Below are 17666 nucleotides of genomic sequence, written 5' to 3'. Positions count from 1 at the left end.
AAGAATTGGCGTTCCCGCGACCAAAGATCGAAGCTGCTCCGTTACTCATGTACGCTACGCCGCTCGACTTTGCTACTGCCTAGCTCTTCTTGAAGTTATACTATCGTCTATCAACTCTTCATTTACGAGCAGTACAATATTGTTCGCTTATCGAATTCGCGTATAATGTATTGACATAGTATGTACTATTTATTATTATATTAAATAAAATATATGAAACTATGAGCTACAAATTAGATAAATATGAGCAGGATATAGAGATTAATTTTGAAGAACAACCTAGTATTAAAAATCAAAATGATATTAAACTATTTCAAAATGCAGCTAAAACACACCTAAAGAGAAAGCATCCTATTACTATAAGAGTAGCTGAGCAGGATATTGAAGCTATAAAAATTAAGGCTTCAAAACTTGGGTTAGCATATCAAACATATATTAATATGTTAATTCATAAAGAAGCCACAAAATTGTAGTTGTTAGGTAGTTTAAGTTGATTAAATTTAGATATAATTATGAAAATAATTCAAAATTATTGCTTGAAAAAGGAATAGGTTTTGAAGAAATAATTCAATCTATAGCAAATGGGAATCTATTAGATATAACTAAACATCATAATCAAGAACAATATCCTGATCAGCAAATTCTATATGTAAGGATACTAACTGAAATATATGCTATACCTTATATAAAAGAAGATGATAACACTATTTTCCTGAAAACACTATTTCCAAGTAGAAAAGCAAGAAAGAAATTTTTAGGTTAAGGTTTATAGGTAAAATTATATTCAGACAAAATTAAATCTAATTTAAAAGAAACTAATTAACCTCAAGTATCGATGTAATAAATTGATAGTAAGCTCAGTATCATCACCCTTAGAACATCGAGGACTATTATACCTACTTAAACTTGCACACTTGGCAATATTGAAATTAATCACTTTTCTACTTAGTGGAAGATAATTTTAGAATATAATATTTAAAGACTTAAAGAATTACTTTATTAATTAGTAGGTTTTTTATATACTTCCATTATTCAGATTATTACGCTTACAAAAAGAATATATAAAATTAGCCTCTCAAAAATAGGAATTTATGCTCAATAACATTAACTTTATAAGTAAAGAATTATCAAATAATCAAGCAACTGTAGTTTTTATTAACGAACAACTGAAATTAGACAATGAGTTATTGCTACTTGACCAACAACATCATGGTTTAATTTCTAAAACTATTCAGAATAAATTAGTATTTGCTGGAAAATTTGGACAAATTAAAATTGTTAATTCTATTGGTAAGGATGGAGAGATAAGATATTTAATTATAGTTGGTATTGGTGATGAAACAAAACTAAAGACCTCTTGTATTGAGGATATCGGGGGAAAAATTTTATCCAGTAGTACTTGCTGTAAAATTAGAACTATTGGTATAAAAATCTCTCATAATATTGGACAATATGAGCCAGCTATTGTAGCTTCTCTTATAGCTAGCGGCTGTTTGCTTGCTTCATATAGATTTGATAAATACAGAACTACCCAAAGTGAAGGAGAGAAATTTGTTGTAGATTCTCTGGAGATTTCTATAGATGACAAGTCTAAAGCAGAAGAATTATTTAATGATAAAAAATCATTGGCTGAGGCAGTATTCTTTGCTAGAGATATGATAAATGAACCATCCAACATCAAAACCCCTCAATCTTACTCTGAAAAAATATTAGAACATCTTGAACCATTGGGAGTTGAGACTATTATTATCGGTGAAAGAGAAATGAAAAATCTTGGCATGGGGGCTTTACTTGGTGTTGGACAAGGTTCGCAAAATGAATCTAAACTTGTAGTAATGCAATATAATGGTTTGGATGATGATACCCCGCCTGTAGCTTTCGTTGGTAAAGGAGTTACTTTTGATAGTGGTGGGATTTCTCTTAAACCAGCAGCCAATATGGGAGATATGAAATATGATATGGCTGGCTCAGCCGCAGTAGTTGGAGCAATCATGGCTTTGGCTAGTCGTAACGCCCAAGTTAACGTGGTCGGGGTAGTTGGTCTTGTGGAAAATATGCCATCAGGTAATGCTCAACGACCAGGAGATGTGGTAACCACTATGTCCAAAAAAACAGTGGTGGTGGATAACACTGATGCAGAAGGTAGGTTAGTCCTGGCTGATGCAATTTGGTATACTCAAGAAAAATTTAAACCTCAATGTGTCATTGATCTTGCTACCCTTACTGGAGCTATCATTGTTGCTCTTGGCAAAACTTATGCTGGATGCTTCGCTAATAATGATGAATTAGCTAATAAGCTAATAGAGGTTGGTAATAAAGTTAATGAAAAATTATGGCGTATGCCTCTGCATAAAGATTTTGATGAGATGATAAAGTCTGACATTGCTGATCTTGCCAATATTGGTAATGTCCCTGGAGCAGCTGGTAGTTGTACGGCAGCTCAATTCATAGGAAATTTTATTAAGGAAAATGTAGCTTGGGCTCATCTTGATATTGCTGGTGTTGCCTATAATAAAACAGGTAATCCTCTTGGTCCCAAAGGAGCAGTAGGTTATGGTGTAAGGCTTCTTAACCAATTTATCCAAGATCACTATGAAAAATAATCAAGCAAATCAAACAAATCGTATTTTTGTAGTTGGTAATGAAAAAGGTGGAGCAGGTAAAACTACCTGCTCCATGCATCTAATTACTGGCTTATTGTATAATGGTCATACGGTAGCTAGTATTGATACTGATTCACGTCAGGGTTCTTTAACAAATTATTTAAAGAATAGAGATGACTATAATCTAAAGAATCCGGACAAAACGGTTGCTATTCCTCAGCATGTTCATTTAACTGAAAGCCAAGAACAAGTCATTAACCTTAAAGAAGAGGACGAGAAAACTAGGTTTGAACAAATAATTGAACAGACAAAAAAAGCAGATTATGTAGTAATCGATACACCAGGAAGCTACTCTTTTTTATCAAGACTAGCTCACTCTTATGCTGATACTATAATTACGCCAATTAATGACAGTTTCCTTGATTTTGATGTACTAGGTAAAGTTAATGCTAACAATTTGTCAATGATTACTCCGTCAATCTATAGCCAAATGGTTTGGGAACAAAAAATGCAGAAGGCTAACCGTAATGGCGAAACAATTAATTGGATTGTAATGCGTAATAGATTAAGCAACTTGGATGCAGTCAATAAAAGGAAGGTTGCTACTTCTCTTGAACAATTAGCAAAAAGAATTAGCTTTAAAATTGCCCCAGGCTTTAGTGAAAGAGTAATTTTTCGGGAATTATTTTTACAAGGATTAACATTACTCGACTTAACAACAGCTAATCATGGAAAAACACTTAGTATATCTCACGTAGCTGCTCGACAAGAATTACGAGATTTCTTAAACTTTCTTGAAATTATTTGAGTGTATAATCAATATAACTATTAGTTCGATATCGAACTGAAGCAAAAAAGTCCAAGAGGATAATATGACAACACCATTGATATCAAAATTTATCGGTTGGAATTATTTGGCAAAGAAGTCACTTGGAGCTAATGAGGGCGGAGAATTAGGAGGAATATACAAAAGTTCTGATGATATTCTATCCATGATTAAAAGCGAAGGGGATTCTCGAAAAAATATATCAGAGTTTCTAGGCTCACAAATTTTTCAAGCAACAAATCCAAATCATGGAGCTAAAGTTTCTCTCACTGTACCTGATCATCTTACCGAAAAAGTACATCAGGAAGGAGGACTTCAAAGTGATGGCTCTGAGGTATATGTACGGTCTGAATTTTTTAAGAATTATAGTGGTGACATGTATGTAGATATGGATAAACACATGTCTACAAAAACTAAACCAAGTGGTTGGCTTCGAAAAGATGGGGGAAGACCGATTTTCATGGGAACAAGAGAATTATTATCTAATACTTTAAGCAAAGCTTTTGAAGAACTTCATTATAGTTCTTTTGATAAAATAGCTCCAACTAGCTTATTAATAGGTGACTTTGATATTCATACAGGTAACATAGGAGTTATAAGAGACCCCGAAGATTCTACCATTCTTCCCAAACTAGTTCGTATAGATTTTGCTGGAAGTCTTGACCAATTAGAGGATAACATCCATCCATATTCTTGGTCTAGACATCTACCATTACTAGGCCCAACTAACCATTTTAGGGAATTCCCAAGTAAATTAAGTCATAATGATTCATTTGTAAAAGGTTTACTTGATACTGCACAAGTCGATTTAAATAAGACTATCGATGACAGTTTTGCAGAATTATCAAAATATTATAGTGACAAAGCACTAGCAAATTGGGCAAAAATGGCAATGAGTCAAAAATTTAAGAATATCCCCCTAGAAAACATAAAGGTTGCCGATATTAAAGATGCCTTTAAGGAAACTATGCAAAAGAGGCAACAATCATTAAAAGAGTATGGGTTGCAAATTAAATTGGGTCTTTTAGTAACAAAAGGAAAAATTAACACACCAAAATTACGAGAATTAGTCCAAGAACATCCCGATTATTTTAACAATATAATCAACCAAACCAAAAAATTAAAATTAAGAAAAGAAAAGAAAATAGAGTATATTTTAGGCTATAAAGCTCGAGAAGTATTATTAATTAAAGAAATAGCAAAAATATTACAAGAAGAAAAACAGCTACTGACCAAAAAAACAAGCGATCTCGAACCATCTATGCAAATATCTAGAAAAGCACTAGACGTTATGCTGACTCACGAAACAACAACTACTAATGTTCAATCCTCAACCTCCAAAGTGGATTCTATAACATTAGCCTTTAGACAAGAAATTATTGCCAAACAACAAGCAATATTACAATACGTCCTTGCTGAAGCAAATATTAATACGGATAAAGGAGTTGCAGTTGCAGGTCTTGCTACTAATTCTCAGGAGTTTAAAGAGTTTATAGAAAATAACAACGGATTAATACAAAAGGCTTGGGCTGCCCCCAGTGTAAAAGCAAATATAGCACAAGCTATGAATGATGAAGTACAAAGTTATGCTAAAGTCCTTCAGGCTAATCATTTTAAACCTTTAACTTGGAACGAACAAGAAACAGTAACAAACACAACCTCTACTAGGTCAAGGGTTATTAAAGTCAAAGATGAAGAATTATTTAAATTAATAGAAACTAATATAAAGACTTATAAGAAAGTAATGTTAGAAGATGGTGTAACAGAGAGAGAGATTAGTAATTATCGAAATATTAATCTACCATTAACAATCAAGCCCTCTAGTACAGCTGTCCATCTTTCATTCCCGGTACAAAACGAGAAAGGTGAAAATATTGCAAGCTCGAAAGCACTTTATTTTACTGCTCACTATAACGAGCAAGGAAAACTAGTGGAAATAACCAACCCATTATCACTAAAGTTTGCTGGGGATAATAAAGATGCTATAGGATATATACAAAGAGGGAATAATATCTACACTATCCCTGTAACCAAAGGTCAATATGAAGCAATGGTACAAGAAGTAGCAAAAAATAAAGAAGGTAATATCAATATGTCACAAGCTATTATTCCCCTTGAGGCAAGCGACTCTATAGGTGAATTAATGCAGATTCAGAGTAGCTTAAAACATCATGTGAACAACACTCCACCTGAAACAAACACAGCAGTATCAAAAGCACAAAACACATTATCCCGACAGCAACAACGTAATAGAACTCATGGTTACATTTAATATTTCATTTTTGCTTTTAATAGTGAGCTGATTTTTAGTAGCAGAAGTAGAGAAGGAATTGTGATTATAATAATAAATGTAAAAAAGCTTTTCCATCCAAATTGTACGACAATATATCCTGAAAGAGCTGGAAAAATCGATCTTGAAAATCCCATCATAGAAGAAAAAAATGAATACTGAGTGGCACGAAATTTGCCTGTGCATATTGAAGCTATAAAAGCAATGTAAGCTGTCATAGCCATCCCGCAAGTTATACCTTCACAGACTGTGGTAATAAAGAATAATGGTAAATTTTTGCCATAAATCTCATGCACAATAAGTAAGGTATGTGCGATTGCATGAATTACGCCAAATATCAGCAAACTATCTAAGATATTCTTTTTTTTTATCACTAAGCTGGCTATTAGTCCGCCAATTATTGTAGATATTATGCCAAAGAATTTCCCTGCACTGGCTATTTCAAATTCGTTATAACCAAGATGTATTAAGAAGGGGTTCATCATCATAGTAATAAAATCATCTGGTAATCTATATAAAATAAGGAAAACTATTATTAAAAAGACTAAGGAAAAAGACCCTACAGGTCTTAAGATATTTTGTACAAAGTTTGAAATATTTATTTTATGATCTGGATAAGTTTTTGAGGCTAAGTCGTGTTCTAACCGCAAGATACTTGTAACCAAAATAGCAGAACAAACAAGTACAGAAATGGCAAAAATTTTATATATATTATTCCATCCTAAATAGCTTGACAGATAGATAGCTCCAGAACTTGAAATTAGCATACCAATGCGGTAGCCAAAAATATAAATTCCAGAAGCTGCTCCTTGAGATTCTTTTGCAATAATTTCGGTTCTGAAAGCCCCTAGGACACTATCTTTAGCTGAACTTAAAAATGATATTATCAAGCCTACTAGTGCAAACAATATTAGACTGTGGTGAGGATTCATGGTACTTAAAAGAAAAATAGTAAATGCCAACAAAATCTGGATTAGACAAATCCAAGATAATCTATGACCAAGCAGTTTACTTAATTGACCTAAATGTATAGTGTCAAAAATAGGAGCCCATAAAAAGTTAATAGAATAGGGCATTATGATAAAAGCAAACATACCAATAGATTGTAATTCAATATTTTCCTTGGCCAACCAGTAGTTTAAAGCATTACCTGTAATCATTAAGGTAAACCCGCTAGTTAGTCCAAATAACCAAATAACGAATAATTTTAAAGGAGTTAACATAAAATTAATATTGGAAAAAAGTTAGAATATAGTAATAATTTTTTTATACAAGCTAGATTTCTCTACATCTATGCTAAGGCAAGTACATCCCAACTTTTAAATTACCCTAAAGAAGTTTTTAGGTTGACTGAATTGATAAAAAATATTATTATTACTTTTTTAAACTTAAGCTAGTGAAAGTTTGAAGGTTGATTTATCACTTTCTAGGTTTTTGCAAATAATACCAAGGATAGTTTTATATGAAAGTTGTAAGTTCGTTAAAATCTTTAAAGAAAAGAGATAAAGATTGTCAGGTTGTAAAAAGAAAAGGTAAAATCCTTGTAATAAACAAGAAAATCAAAAGATTTAAAGCTAAGCAAGGCTAAACTACTCCAATTCAGGATAAGAATTAACTAATTCTTATCCTGAATTCGCGTAGGTTATATTATTCTATATTTTTATTGCCCTGACCATCAAGGCCTTTAGTTCCATCCAGCTTTGCATTAACTAAAGATATTTTACTAACAAAGGCTTTAATGAAATTAACATTTGTTAAATCAGTATCATTAAAATTTGTATTATAAAGTTTGGCAGATTCTAATTTGCTACCGATAAGCGATGATTTACTAAAATCTGTGTTATTTAGATTTGCCATAGTTAAGTCAGTATTTTGTAATATACAACTCTGAAGCTTAGAATTAGATAAATCTACCCTTTTAAGAACAGAACCTGAAAAAATAGTTTGATTAAATACAATATCTAGTAAATTTAAATCTTGTAAATTCATATTTGATAAGTCTTTTACCTGCTCTAAATCTTTTACAGAATATATAATATTTGTTGACTTAAGCTTATCAAAGTCTTGACTATTTAATACAATATTTCTATTAAAATCTGAATTAACAAAATTACTATCTTTATATCTCACATTATTTAGTTGAGAATTTATAATTGATGAATTATCAAAGGTTACTTCTGACAACTCTGAATTTATGATAGCCATTTGATAAAAATTACTATCAACAAATTTGGTACTATTTAAAACAGTATTCTGCATAAGCACTTTAGTGAAATTCACCTTATTAAATTGAGTACTAGAGAAATTAGAGTTTATTAACTCACTATTAGTCAAATCAGAATTAATAATAGTTGCTTGTTTGACATAGCTATTATTCAGTAATATACCAGTAAGATTACTATTCTCAATATCGCTATTAACAATGTTAATTTTATTTAACTTAAGCAAAACGCTACTGCAATTCTTTATTGATAGATCCTTTATGCTAGTGTTATTAAAGTGAGTATTATCCATAATACTCTTTTGAATTTGCACTTGCTGCAATTGTGCATTATTAAAATTGGTATTTTCAAAATTACAACTTTCAATAATTGCATTGGTAAAATTCACAGACTGAAAAGAAGAAAAAGAGAATAACGAGTTAGTAAGCTTTATATTTTTTAATTGAGCCTGATTAATAATACCATGAGTAAAATCTGAATTATTAATAATCGCTCCAGTAAAATCCACCCCTGTTAGATCTACAGATTCACAATAACAATTAGTGATACTAGCGTAATTAGCTAATATTTGCCGCAAATCTGTACCATAAAAAATAGAGTTTGATATAACTGCATTTTTGAAACTACTTTTTCCTAAATTGCTTTTCTGAAAATTAGATTTACTTATAATACTATCATCAAATACAACTTTAATAAGATTGGCATTTTCAAAATTAACATTTTCTAAATTAGCTTTGATAAAATCAGTGTCCTCAAAATTTGATTGAATAAAATTACTATTTTCCAAATTGGCATTTTCAAATATAGATGCTTGAAAATCTGAGCCATAAGCTGATATATTTTTTAATCTAGTATTAGAGAGATCACTTTCTTGAATTACAGATTTTGTTAGAACTGCATTCTCAAAATTCGCTCCTGAGAAATCCACACGTGATATTTCACAGAAACTTAAATCAACACTAGAAAGGTCTTCATCTGTCAGTTTAACACCTAATAATTTTAATCCCCTTAAATTTGAACCAAATTTACTTTTAATATTTACTCGTACCTTATTTTTATTCTGCTCTATTATATAATTCCTAATAACAAGACTTTGACTATTAGATAATAAACCATCTGCATTTCTCGGAGAATCCGAACATCCGGTAAGGAATAAAAGTAAAGCTAGAATAAAGAATTTTAGTTTAAAATACTCGCCAACAAAAGAGATGTTACTCTTGCTTCCTTTAACGTCATTTCCGCCGTAGCTCGAATGACACCGAGGCTGCTTAAAGATATTACAGAGCATTCTTTCTGTTTACCCCTGTTATATAATGATATAAAGAAGAAAATATTAATATCTTCACTAAACCAGTTGGTATAAATACTATAAACCCACTATAAATAGCTTGTTTAATTCCTATAATTGTTGTCAACCAGCTAACTCCCAAAAAGTAAATTATAACGTGACCAATAAGACAGCTAAAAAACCCTGCTAAAAATCTCTTAGTAAATTTTTCAGACAACCTACTATTAATTATACCCATAACAGGAGCTGCCAATAACATTCCTATAAGATAACCACCTGTTGTACCAAGAAGAAAATATAAACCACTGGATAATTTTGTAAACATTGGCATCCCTACTATTCCGGCTGTAAGATAAGTTAAAATCGTAGCAAAACTAAGTCGAGGGCTATAAGTAAAAGCAATAATACTAACCACCACAGTTTGCATAGATACTGGTACTGGCTGGGTAGGAATAATAATCTGAGCTCCAGCAAAGAGAGCTATTACCCCCATCATCACTTTAATAACAACTACAGCATGCTTATTAGCTATAAAATTTGCTAGAGTTTTCTTATTCGTAACTGTCATAAATTTCCTCTTCGTTAAATTTATTATTAGGAATATGTAAATTGAGCAATTTCAATTTACGATGTAAAGCCGAACGTTCCATACCTACAAAGGATGAGGTCTTAGAAATATTATTATTAAACCTATACATTTGAGCAGCTAAATATTGTCTTTCAAAAATCTCTCTTGCCTCTCGAAGTGGCATGGTCATCATATCAACATTATCTTCCTGCTTTGCAGAACTAGCACTATTAACTAGAATTTCTGGTGGTATCATAGATGGTTTTATTACTTCATTATTATTTGAAGATAGTGGATTCATAATTAAAGTCCATTCTATCACATTGCGTAATTGCCTTATATTACTTGGCCAATTATAAACTTGCAGAGCTGCAATAGTTTCATCAGAAAATTCACGTGCTTTTAAACCAGAAAACTTAGCAAGTTGCTTAACAAAATATTTGACTAATACAGACATGTCATCTTTTCTATCATATAAAGATGGTACTTTTAAGGAAATAACATTTAGGCGATGATATAAATCTTCCAATAGTTCACCTTTACTTATTTCTTCTTGTATAACCTTAGAAGTTGCAGCAATAATCCTTATATCTAATTTTATTGCTTTGCTTCCCCCCTTATGAAACATTTGATCTTGCACAAATTTAAGCAATTTTACTTGTACCGAAACTGGCAAACCACTAATTTCATCTATGTATAAAGTACCATTATTTACTATTTCTAATATCGAAGGACGTATAACGCCTTGGTTCTCTATTCCTTCAAATAATTCTTGATGGACTCGGTCAGGATTCATGCATACTGGACTAAAGATTACGAAAGGAGCATTAGCCCTTTTTGATTTTTTATGAATTAACCGAGCAGCTAGTTCTTTACCACTACCAATTTTACCTTGAATCAATACTCTACTAGTAGCTAAAGCAGCTTTTTCAATATCCGACTTAAGCTTAGCTGTAATGTGAGAGTTACCTATAAGCTCAGTTTTATCAATAACCTTTGATTTCAGATCAAGATTTTCACGCTTTAACTTAGCTGCTTCACAGGCTCTTTTTAATAAAATCACTAACTTATCATGACTAAATGGCTTTTCTAGATAGTCATATGCACCCATTTTGATAGCATTTACTGCAGTTTCAATAGTACCATGTCCACTAATAACTATCACAGGCATTAGTGGATAGCGTTTTTTTACTATTTCCAAAATCCCAAGTCCATCAAGTTCACTACCCTGGAGCCAAATATCTAGAATAATTGCCGAGGGGGTTCTTTCCTGGAGTATTTTAAAAGTTTGAATACTATTAGCAGCGGTCTTGGTAGTAAATCCTTCCTCTTTTAAAATATCTGAGACTAAATCTCTAATATCTGCTTCATCATCAACAACAAGAACATCTATAGACATTGATTTTTCCTAAAACTAATTATTGAAATTATACGTTAATAGCTTACATAAAAGAAATCAACTAATTTTTATAACATTTTTACCACATAATCAAAATTATACATATTAAGCCCACACCAAGGCACGCTAATTCGTGATAAGACTATACTATTTAAGAACTTGTTTTATAAGAGGAACAGTAATAGCTCGTTTATGAACTAATGCAAAATGCGTTATTACCCCTAATAATTTTATCATTTGTTCAAATTGTCTCGGTAAATTAATTAATAAATATTCAATTACACAGTCAGATACTTTAAGCGATTGATCGGAAAAATACTTAAAGATTAACTTGGTCATTAATTCATCATCAGGCTGGTTTATTTCTAATCTTACAACAGCATTAATTCTTGAGGATAAATCCTGTAACGCAAAATTACTAGCTAAACTTCCTGTAGTCATCAACAAATATTTACGATACTCACTTATTAAATTAAAACAATGGAGCACTTTCCTTTCATCCCAAAATTCTATATCTTCCATAATAAAAGCATTATACTGCATTATATCTTCTGCACTAAGTATATCTAAATCTTTTTTTATAAAAAATGCATTCGACAAATTTTGCCATATTTTACTAAGATAGGTCTTACCAGAGGATGGTGGCCCGTAAATCAAAACTGTAAACTCATACGGTTTACTTCCCCAAGATACAGACCAGTTTTTGATTGAATTGTATGCAACTTGATTAGAAAGTGAATTAATAAAATTATCTAGAGCATATAGATTATTACTAAATAATGGTAATACATATTGCTGGGAGTTTGGCATAATTAATGTTTAAGTCTTATAAAACTTACTGGATTTATAAAAGTCGATAGCGGCTAAAAACAAAACTTTTATTATACTAGCAATTGGCACAGCAAAAAATATACCAATAAAGCCAAATAGGTTACCCAGTGCTAGAACCGCAAATATTATCCAAAGAGGATGTAATCCTATTTTATCACCTATGATTTTCGGTGATAAAATATACCCCTCAACTATTAGACCAATCAAATAGATAATTATTATATAAAATAATTTATTGACCATACCAAAAGAAAAATAACTAACAATCATGGTAAGAGAAAAGGATATAAAAACTCCAACGAATGGTATAATTATTAAAAAACCATATACAAGTCCTAATAATACCCCTAGATCTACGCCAAGAATCGATAAAGAGACCCCATAATAAACTGATAATAATAAACAAACATTTAGTTGCCCTCTTATATAAGCAGATAAGGAATAATTAATTGCTGATAATATTTCTTGAATTCTCTTTTTACCTTTTAAAGGTAGCAAGAGGTCTATATTCTTTGCCATTGTTAGCCAATCCCGTAAAAAATAAAACAATATAAGCGGTATTAATAAAATTAACACAAATAAATTGATTGTTACCTTCGTCACATGCCAAATATTATTAGCAAGGCCTGTGATAAGCAAAAATATGCCATTAACAAAATTACTAATAGAATCTTTTATCTTATCGGCAATATTTGGATCTATTGAATAAATTTTTGCCGTAATAACCGGTACTAATTTAGTTTGTAAGTAATCTTTATAGGTAGGAATTTTACTAATAAGTAGAGTTGTTTGTTGATATATGATAGGCAACACTACCACAACCACTATAGTAAAAATACTGAAAAACAGCAAAGAAATTACCGAAACTATTATAGTTCTAGATAGTTTATATCGTAATGAGAGATTATCAATTATAGGATGTAATATATATGATATTACCCCAGCTATAAGAAATGGCATCAATATATCAGAGATCAAAGTCAAAGTTACTATAACAGTCCCAATAACAATAAACCAAAAAATAACTTTATCCAAGATTATGCCTTTTCTTTATTCATGTTTTTTTCGATACTTGCACTATAGCAGGTCTAACTAACCTATCTTTTATCTTGTAGCCTGATTGCATAATACCTATAATACTATCTTGATCATATTCATCTGATACTACTTGTGAAATTGCGTGATGTATATTGTAATCAAACTTTTCTCCTAATAATGGTTCTATTGATTCTAAACCGTGCTTTTTTAGTATGCTAGTCAATTCACTTTTAGTCATTTCTACCCCGGTAATAACACTAGCTAGATCACCTTCCGTATTTTGTGGCTTATGCTCCAAAGCTCTAGAAAGATTATCATTAACACTTAGCATATCTTTAGCAAAAGAGAAAATTGCATAGTCTTTTGCATCTTCAATTAATTTTTCTAAACGTTTCCTAGTATTGTCAGATTCGGCTATTGTCCTTAGCAATTTATCCTGTAAAACTTCAATTTGACTTTTCAAACTAACAATCTCTTGCAAACTATCTTGCAAAATCAGGGTATCTGTAGGATTTTCCTCTATTTCATTTACTAGATGAGCATCATTATCAACTTTAATTTCTTGGTTGTCATTATTCTTCTCCTGTTGTTTTTCCATATTTACAGCCTTTTTTCTTGCAAAAATCTATTTTCTTAACATATAGTGTAAATCTTTGTATTTTCAAGTCAATTTTAATTAAGTAATAATCCATGAGAGCTTTTAATAGAAAGAATAATCAATTACGCAATATTTCAATTGAACCATCAGTTCTACTTAATGCTTGTGGTTCGTGCCTTATTAAGTTTGGCAATACCCATGTAATATGTAGTGCAACCTATGAGGCAAGTTTACCGCCATTTTTACGCGGGCAAAATCAGGGCTGGATAACTGCCGAATATGGTATGTTACCAAGTTCAACCCACCAGCGTATAAAGCGTGAATCGACGCAAGGAAAGCAGTCAGGTAGGACGCAAGAAATTCAAAGACTAATCGGTAGATCGATGCGTGCTGCAATTGATCTAAAAGCCTTAGGAGAAAAACAAATTATCATTGATTGTGATGTAATTAATGCCGATGGTGGAACTAGAACAGCGGCAATTACTGGTAGCTATATTGCACTTCATTTAGCGATTAGATCATTAATTGCTAGAAAAATACTTAAAACTAATCCTTTAATTAGCCAAGTAGCCGCTATTTCATGCGGTATATATAAAGGACAGCCCATAGTTGATCTTGATTATTTAGAGGATAGCAACGCGGAAGTAGATGCCAATTTTGTTTTCTCAGGCAATGGAAATATAATAGAAATTCAAAGCACAGCAGAAAAAACCCCCTTCTCCGAAGAGCAATTTTATGATATGCTAAAATTGGCGAGGTTTGCTTCCTCTGATCTATTCAAGCTACAAAACCAAATATTATTAAATAGCACAATTTAATATTTTTACATGGAATATTTATGACTATAAAAGAATTTTTTACTAGATATTCGGAATTAAATATTGAAGATTTAAAAAATCTTTTAGTTGATCGTGTTAAGGGTCTTAACATAAATCCAGCAGACAGTAAAGAAAAACTTATACATAATATAATCAAAACACCTGAAAAATCTATATATCCAAAGGGTAGCCTTGAAAAAGCTGGTGTAATAATAGATATAATGAAAAAAGTTGTATTGCAGCATGCGGGTGATTTTCTAAAAGGAGCTCATGTAATGGTTGAGGACAATGGAGATATGTATGATACCTTAAAAGATTTAGGATTAGTTAAAGAACGAATCTCTTCACATCATAGAGGTAATAAAGCTGAGCCAGATGCATCAGTGCAAGCTGGAGAAATATTTAGGGAATTTTTAGTTGGAAAAACGAAAGACGGGAAAACATGGTTTCAGCTAGAAGCTCATTCTATAGGAGGGCTTAGCAATTTTATAAAACATATGATAGATTATGTGACTTATGTATTAACCGGCAAGAATGTTGGGCAATATGGCCTTTCAGAACACGTGGACAGCAAACCTATTACACTTAAGACTAAAGAAGTTAAGGAAAAAACACAAAAGAAAACTCCTACTACAACTGCCAAATTTGTACAAAGAATAGGAGATGAAAAGAGAAAAACACAACATATTGAACGTTAATATCATCGTTCGTAGTTAATACCTACTATGCACATTAACTATTGGCTGTGCAAATTTCCCTGTAAATATACAGTTTAACGCGAATTTGGGATAAGAATTAGTTAATTCTTATCCTGAATGCTGGGGTAACCTGAATTATCTTGATGACAAAATATGTATTTTATAGTGTCTATAAAATTAAGTCTTAACTTTTTATAAATTAAATGTTCTTAGGTTATTATGAAAAATGTCATGATATTTTTACTTATATTAGTAGTATTTACTGCTTGTACTCCTAAAAAACAGATGCAATATAGCAAAAAAGACTCTCCTTTAATTTCTGCCAACTTATGTCCTTTAGTAACAAAAAATATATCTATTCTTAAAAAGAAAGCTGTTAGAATACTATCAATAGATGGCGGTGGGGTTAAGGGTATTATACCAGCACGTATTGTTGCAGAGTTTGAAAATCGAAGTGGTAAACCTGCCAGTGAGTTATTCGACCTTATGGTAGGTACTTCTACAGGTGGACTTGTGGTGTTAGCTCTCGCTACACCTAATGAATCAGGACAGCCAAAATATAAAGCTTCTGACATTTTAGATATATATATGCAAAAGTCTAAAGATATTTTTTACGCTTCCATGTTTAGAAAAATATATACTGGTTTTGGTCTTTGGGGACCAAAATACGATCGTAATCAATATGACAAGATATTAATAGGGCTTTTTGGTAATACTAGGATGAGCCAACTAATAAACCCTACGGCTGTTACTTCCTATAATTTGGATACTAATTTACCACAGGTGTGGACTAGAAAGCAGGCACTTAAAGACCCTAATAATAATTTTTTGATAAGTAATATTGCAGCAGCTAGCAGTGCTGCCCCTATATTCTTTGCACCAAAGCTTCTAACTAATGCGTATAATAACAGCAGTTATCAAGTAGATGGGGGTATGTTTGCCAGTAATCCTGAGTTGACAGCTGCTAATTTAGCTTATGAACTAGATGATACACTAACTCAAAAAGATATCGTACTCATATCACTTGGTACAGGATTTACAAAACTAGGCATAGAGTCAAAAGATTTATGTAAATCAGGGGTTATTGGTTGGGTAATAAAAGCTAATTTAATTAGCGGAATGATGCAAGCTCAAGGTTTGTATAATGCTGAATTAGGGGAAATTTATGGTAATTCCTGCCGCCTACAATTTGAACTTGATAAAAAGACAAGTGCTATGGATAATGCTTCTAAAGCCAATCTGCTTGCGTTATTAAAGTTAACTGAAGACTACATTAATGCTAACTCTGATCTTATCGACCAAATTATTAGTATATTACTAAATACATCACCAAACTATTAAATGGCAGAAAGATGCCATTCCTAGCTAAAAGCGGGAATCCAAAAAATAGCCTGCAAAGGCTATTAGATATTATGGATTTCCGCCTACGAGAGAATAACATACTAGTGATCCACGCGGGAATGATATCGGTAGTGGTTAAACTGACGACCTTAATTCTTGAAGTCTAGCTAGTATAACACACTTTCTTCACAGCACTAATAACATCTTCTATAGTTGGCAGTGCTAATTTCTCTAGATTAATAGCATATGGTAGAGGAACATCCTTACCCGAGATAATCTCTATAGGAGCATCTAGATAATCAAATGCTTGGTTCATTACCATACTAGCTATAGTTGCACCAACACCTACAAAAAACCAGCCTTCCTCTATAACAACCAACCGATTAGTTTTTTTAACCGACTCTAATATAGTTTCTATATCTAAGGGCTTGATAGTTCTTAGGTCGATTACCTCACAGTTAATACCACTATCATACAAGCTATTTGCTGCATCTAAAGCCAACTTAACTTGCAAAGAAAATGTTACTATTGTGACATCATCACCTTCAATAAGTTTCTTAGCCTGACCAAATGGAATTGGTTCTATTATTTCTGGGACTTCAAAACTATATCCATAGAGAATTTCATTTTCTAGAAAAACAACCGGGTTATCGTCACGAATAGCAGTCATTAGAAGCCCTTTGTGATCTTCTGCACTATAGGGAGCTACTACCTTAAGCCCCGGAATATGACTATAACAAGCTGTATAATTGTGACTATGTTGGGCAGCAACTCGACTTGCTGCCCCATTTGGTCCACGAAATACTATTGGACATTTAATAGTTCCACCAGACATATAATGAGTTTTAGCTGCAGAGTTAACTATTTGATCCATTGCTTGCATGGCAAAATTAAATGTCATGAATTCAACAATGGGACGAAGCCCAGCAAATGCCGCTCCAATAGCCACACCAGTAAAACCATGTTCTGTTATTGGCGTATCAATTACCCTTTTTGAACCAAACTGCTCTAATAACCCTTGGGTTATCTTATACGCTCCTTGGTACTGAGCAACTTCTTCTCCCATAATAAAGATACTATCATCTCTTAACATTTCTTCTTGCATTGCTGCACGTAAGGCTTCCCGTACTGTCGTTTGTAACATGT

Annotated in this window: 17 protein-coding genes; 9 read left to right on the top strand and 8 right to left on the bottom strand. The window is 32.0% G+C overall.

Features of this window, described 5'->3' with window-relative positions; all coding sequences use genetic code 11:
* Positions 1-221 precede the first annotated feature (221 nt).
* The 5 genes from AAHM86_RS06365 (at position 222) to AAHM86_RS06345 (ending at position 5701) form a co-directional block, all read left to right on the top strand.
* Positions 222-473, top strand: coding sequence for a CopG family antitoxin (locus AAHM86_RS06365; RefSeq protein ID WP_341751756.1), 252 nt, complete (start codon positions 222-224; stop codon positions 471-473).
* A 17-nt stretch (positions 474-490) separates the two neighbouring features.
* Complete coding sequence (locus tag AAHM86_RS06360; RefSeq protein ID WP_342267691.1) at positions 491-763, top strand: hypothetical protein; 273 nt, start codon at positions 491-493, stop codon at positions 761-763.
* Between the two features lie 328 nt (positions 764-1091).
* The gene (locus tag AAHM86_RS06355; RefSeq protein ID WP_342267690.1) at positions 1092-2603 is read left to right on the top strand and encodes a leucyl aminopeptidase; all 1512 of its coding nucleotides are present in this window, start codon (positions 1092-1094) and stop codon (positions 2601-2603) included.
* Positions 2593-3411, top strand: coding sequence for a division plane positioning ATPase MipZ (locus AAHM86_RS06350; RefSeq protein ID WP_342267689.1), 819 nt, complete (start codon positions 2593-2595; stop codon positions 3409-3411). Before AAHM86_RS06355 ends, AAHM86_RS06350 begins: the two co-directional genes overlap by 11 nt.
* A gap of 64 nt (positions 3412-3475) precedes the next feature.
* Positions 3476-5701 (top strand): Sca4 family protein, encoded by a 2226-nt coding sequence (locus AAHM86_RS06345; RefSeq protein ID WP_342267688.1) that lies wholly within the window; start codon positions 3476-3478, stop codon positions 5699-5701.
* On the opposite strand, the gene AAHM86_RS06340 is transcribed toward AAHM86_RS06345, so the two are convergent.
* Positions 5698-6942 (bottom strand): AmpG family muropeptide MFS transporter, encoded by a 1245-nt coding sequence (locus AAHM86_RS06340; RefSeq protein WP_342267687.1) that lies wholly within the window; start codon positions 6940-6942, stop codon positions 5698-5700. The genes AAHM86_RS06345 and AAHM86_RS06340 overlap by 4 nt on opposite strands.
* 239 nt (positions 6943-7181) lie before the next feature.
* Between AAHM86_RS06340 and ykgO the strand changes: the two genes are divergently transcribed.
* Complete coding sequence (ykgO, locus tag AAHM86_RS06335; protein ID WP_094648811.1) at positions 7182-7307, top strand: type B 50S ribosomal protein L36; 126 nt, start codon at positions 7182-7184, stop codon at positions 7305-7307.
* 59 nt (positions 7308-7366) lie between these two features.
* Here ykgO and AAHM86_RS06330 read toward each other — a convergent pair whose 3' ends face one another.
* From AAHM86_RS06330 to grpE, 6 genes are all read right to left on the bottom strand, one after another.
* Positions 7367-9229 carry a pentapeptide repeat-containing protein gene (locus tag AAHM86_RS06330; protein WP_342267686.1) on the bottom strand — a complete coding sequence of 621 codons (1863 nt, stop codon included), beginning with the start codon at positions 9227-9229 and terminating at the stop codon, positions 7367-7369.
* Positions 9219-9797: a biotin transporter BioY gene (locus tag AAHM86_RS06325; RefSeq protein WP_342267685.1), complete on the bottom strand. Its 579-nt coding sequence runs from the start codon at positions 9795-9797 to the stop codon at positions 9219-9221. The genes AAHM86_RS06330 and AAHM86_RS06325 overlap by 11 nt, the downstream gene beginning before the upstream one ends.
* On the bottom strand, positions 9781-11196 hold the full coding sequence (locus tag AAHM86_RS06320; protein WP_341748227.1) for a sigma-54-dependent transcriptional regulator: 1416 nt from the start codon (positions 11194-11196) through the stop codon (positions 9781-9783). Before AAHM86_RS06320 ends, AAHM86_RS06325 begins: the two co-directional genes overlap by 17 nt.
* A 147-nt stretch (positions 11197-11343) precedes the next feature.
* On the bottom strand, positions 11344-12006 hold the full coding sequence (locus tag AAHM86_RS06315; RefSeq protein ID WP_341748226.1) for an HdaA/DnaA family protein: 663 nt from the start codon (positions 12004-12006) through the stop codon (positions 11344-11346).
* Between the two features lie 9 nt (positions 12007-12015).
* The gene (locus tag AAHM86_RS06310; RefSeq protein ID WP_410521549.1) at positions 12016-13062 is read right to left on the bottom strand and encodes an AI-2E family transporter; all 1047 of its coding nucleotides are present in this window, start codon (positions 13060-13062) and stop codon (positions 12016-12018) included.
* A gap of 19 nt (positions 13063-13081) precedes the next feature.
* On the bottom strand, positions 13082-13663 hold the full coding sequence (gene grpE, locus AAHM86_RS06305; RefSeq protein WP_342267684.1) for a nucleotide exchange factor GrpE: 582 nt from the start codon (positions 13661-13663) through the stop codon (positions 13082-13084).
* 92 nt (positions 13664-13755) lie between these two features.
* Between grpE and rph the strand changes: the two genes are divergently transcribed.
* The 3 genes from rph (at position 13756) to AAHM86_RS06290 (ending at position 16520) form a co-directional block, all read left to right on the top strand.
* Positions 13756-14481 carry a ribonuclease PH gene (gene rph, locus AAHM86_RS06300; protein WP_342267683.1) on the top strand — a complete coding sequence of 242 codons (726 nt, stop codon included), beginning with the start codon at positions 13756-13758 and terminating at the stop codon, positions 14479-14481.
* A gap of 20 nt (positions 14482-14501) precedes the next feature.
* Positions 14502-15179, top strand: coding sequence for a hypothetical protein (locus tag AAHM86_RS06295; protein WP_342267682.1), 678 nt, complete (start codon positions 14502-14504; stop codon positions 15177-15179).
* A gap of 231 nt (positions 15180-15410) precedes the next feature.
* A complete protein-coding gene (locus AAHM86_RS06290; protein WP_342267681.1) occupies positions 15411-16520 on the top strand; it encodes a patatin-like phospholipase family protein in 1110 nt (369 codons plus the stop codon).
* Between the two features lie 163 nt (positions 16521-16683).
* Here AAHM86_RS06290 and AAHM86_RS06285 read toward each other — a convergent pair whose 3' ends face one another.
* Positions 16684-17664 (bottom strand): pyruvate dehydrogenase complex E1 component subunit beta, encoded by a 981-nt coding sequence (locus AAHM86_RS06285; RefSeq protein WP_342267680.1) that lies wholly within the window; start codon positions 17662-17664, stop codon positions 16684-16686.
* Between the last annotated feature and the right edge of the window lie 2 nt (positions 17665-17666).

Source organism: Candidatus Tisiphia endosymbiont of Empis tessellata (genome assembly GCF_964031035.1).
Classification (GTDB): domain Bacteria; phylum Pseudomonadota; class Alphaproteobacteria; order Rickettsiales; family Rickettsiaceae; genus Tisiphia.
This window is presented reverse-complemented; position numbering and strand designations above follow the sequence as displayed.

What these genes read in the sequence shown, in the direction of transcription:
- AAHM86_RS06365 (WP_341751756.1), top strand. Translation starts at nt 222, where the DNA reads ATGAGCTACAAATTAGATAAATATGAGCAGGATATAGAGATTAATTTT.
- AAHM86_RS06355 (WP_342267690.1), top strand. Translation starts at nt 1,092, where the DNA reads ATGCTCAATAACATTAACTTTATAAGTAAAGAATTATCAAATAATCAA.
- AAHM86_RS06330 (WP_342267686.1), bottom strand. Translation starts at nt 9,229, where the DNA reads ATGCTCTGTAATATCTTTAAGCAGCCTCGGTGTCATTCGAGCTACGGC.
- AAHM86_RS06295 (WP_342267682.1), top strand. Translation starts at nt 14,502, where the DNA reads ATGACTATAAAAGAATTTTTTACTAGATATTCGGAATTAAATATTGAA.
- AAHM86_RS06320 (WP_341748227.1), bottom strand. Translation starts at nt 11,196, where the DNA reads ATGTCTATAGATGTTCTTGTTGTTGATGATGAAGCAGATATTAGAGAT.
- AAHM86_RS06340 (WP_342267687.1), bottom strand. Translation starts at nt 6,942, where the DNA reads ATGTTAACTCCTTTAAAATTATTCGTTATTTGGTTATTTGGACTAACT.
- grpE (WP_342267684.1), bottom strand. Translation starts at nt 13,663, where the DNA reads ATGGAAAAACAACAGGAGAAGAATAATGACAACCAAGAAATTAAAGTT.
- AAHM86_RS06345 (WP_342267688.1), top strand. Translation starts at nt 3,476, where the DNA reads ATGACAACACCATTGATATCAAAATTTATCGGTTGGAATTATTTGGCA.
- AAHM86_RS06315 (WP_341748226.1), bottom strand. Translation starts at nt 12,006, where the DNA reads ATGCCAAACTCCCAGCAATATGTATTACCATTATTTAGTAATAATCTA.
- AAHM86_RS06290 (WP_342267681.1), top strand. Translation starts at nt 15,411, where the DNA reads ATGATATTTTTACTTATATTAGTAGTATTTACTGCTTGTACTCCTAAA.
- AAHM86_RS06325 (WP_342267685.1), bottom strand. Translation starts at nt 9,797, where the DNA reads ATGACAGTTACGAATAAGAAAACTCTAGCAAATTTTATAGCTAATAAG.
- AAHM86_RS06285 (WP_342267680.1), bottom strand. Translation starts at nt 17,664, where the DNA reads ATGTTACAAACGACAGTACGGGAAGCCTTACGTGCAGCAATGCAAGAA.
- ykgO (WP_094648811.1), top strand. Translation starts at nt 7,182, where the DNA reads ATGAAAGTTGTAAGTTCGTTAAAATCTTTAAAGAAAAGAGATAAAGAT.
- AAHM86_RS06350 (WP_342267689.1), top strand. Translation starts at nt 2,593, where the DNA reads ATGAAAAATAATCAAGCAAATCAAACAAATCGTATTTTTGTAGTTGGT.
- rph (WP_342267683.1), top strand. Translation starts at nt 13,756, where the DNA reads ATGAGAGCTTTTAATAGAAAGAATAATCAATTACGCAATATTTCAATT.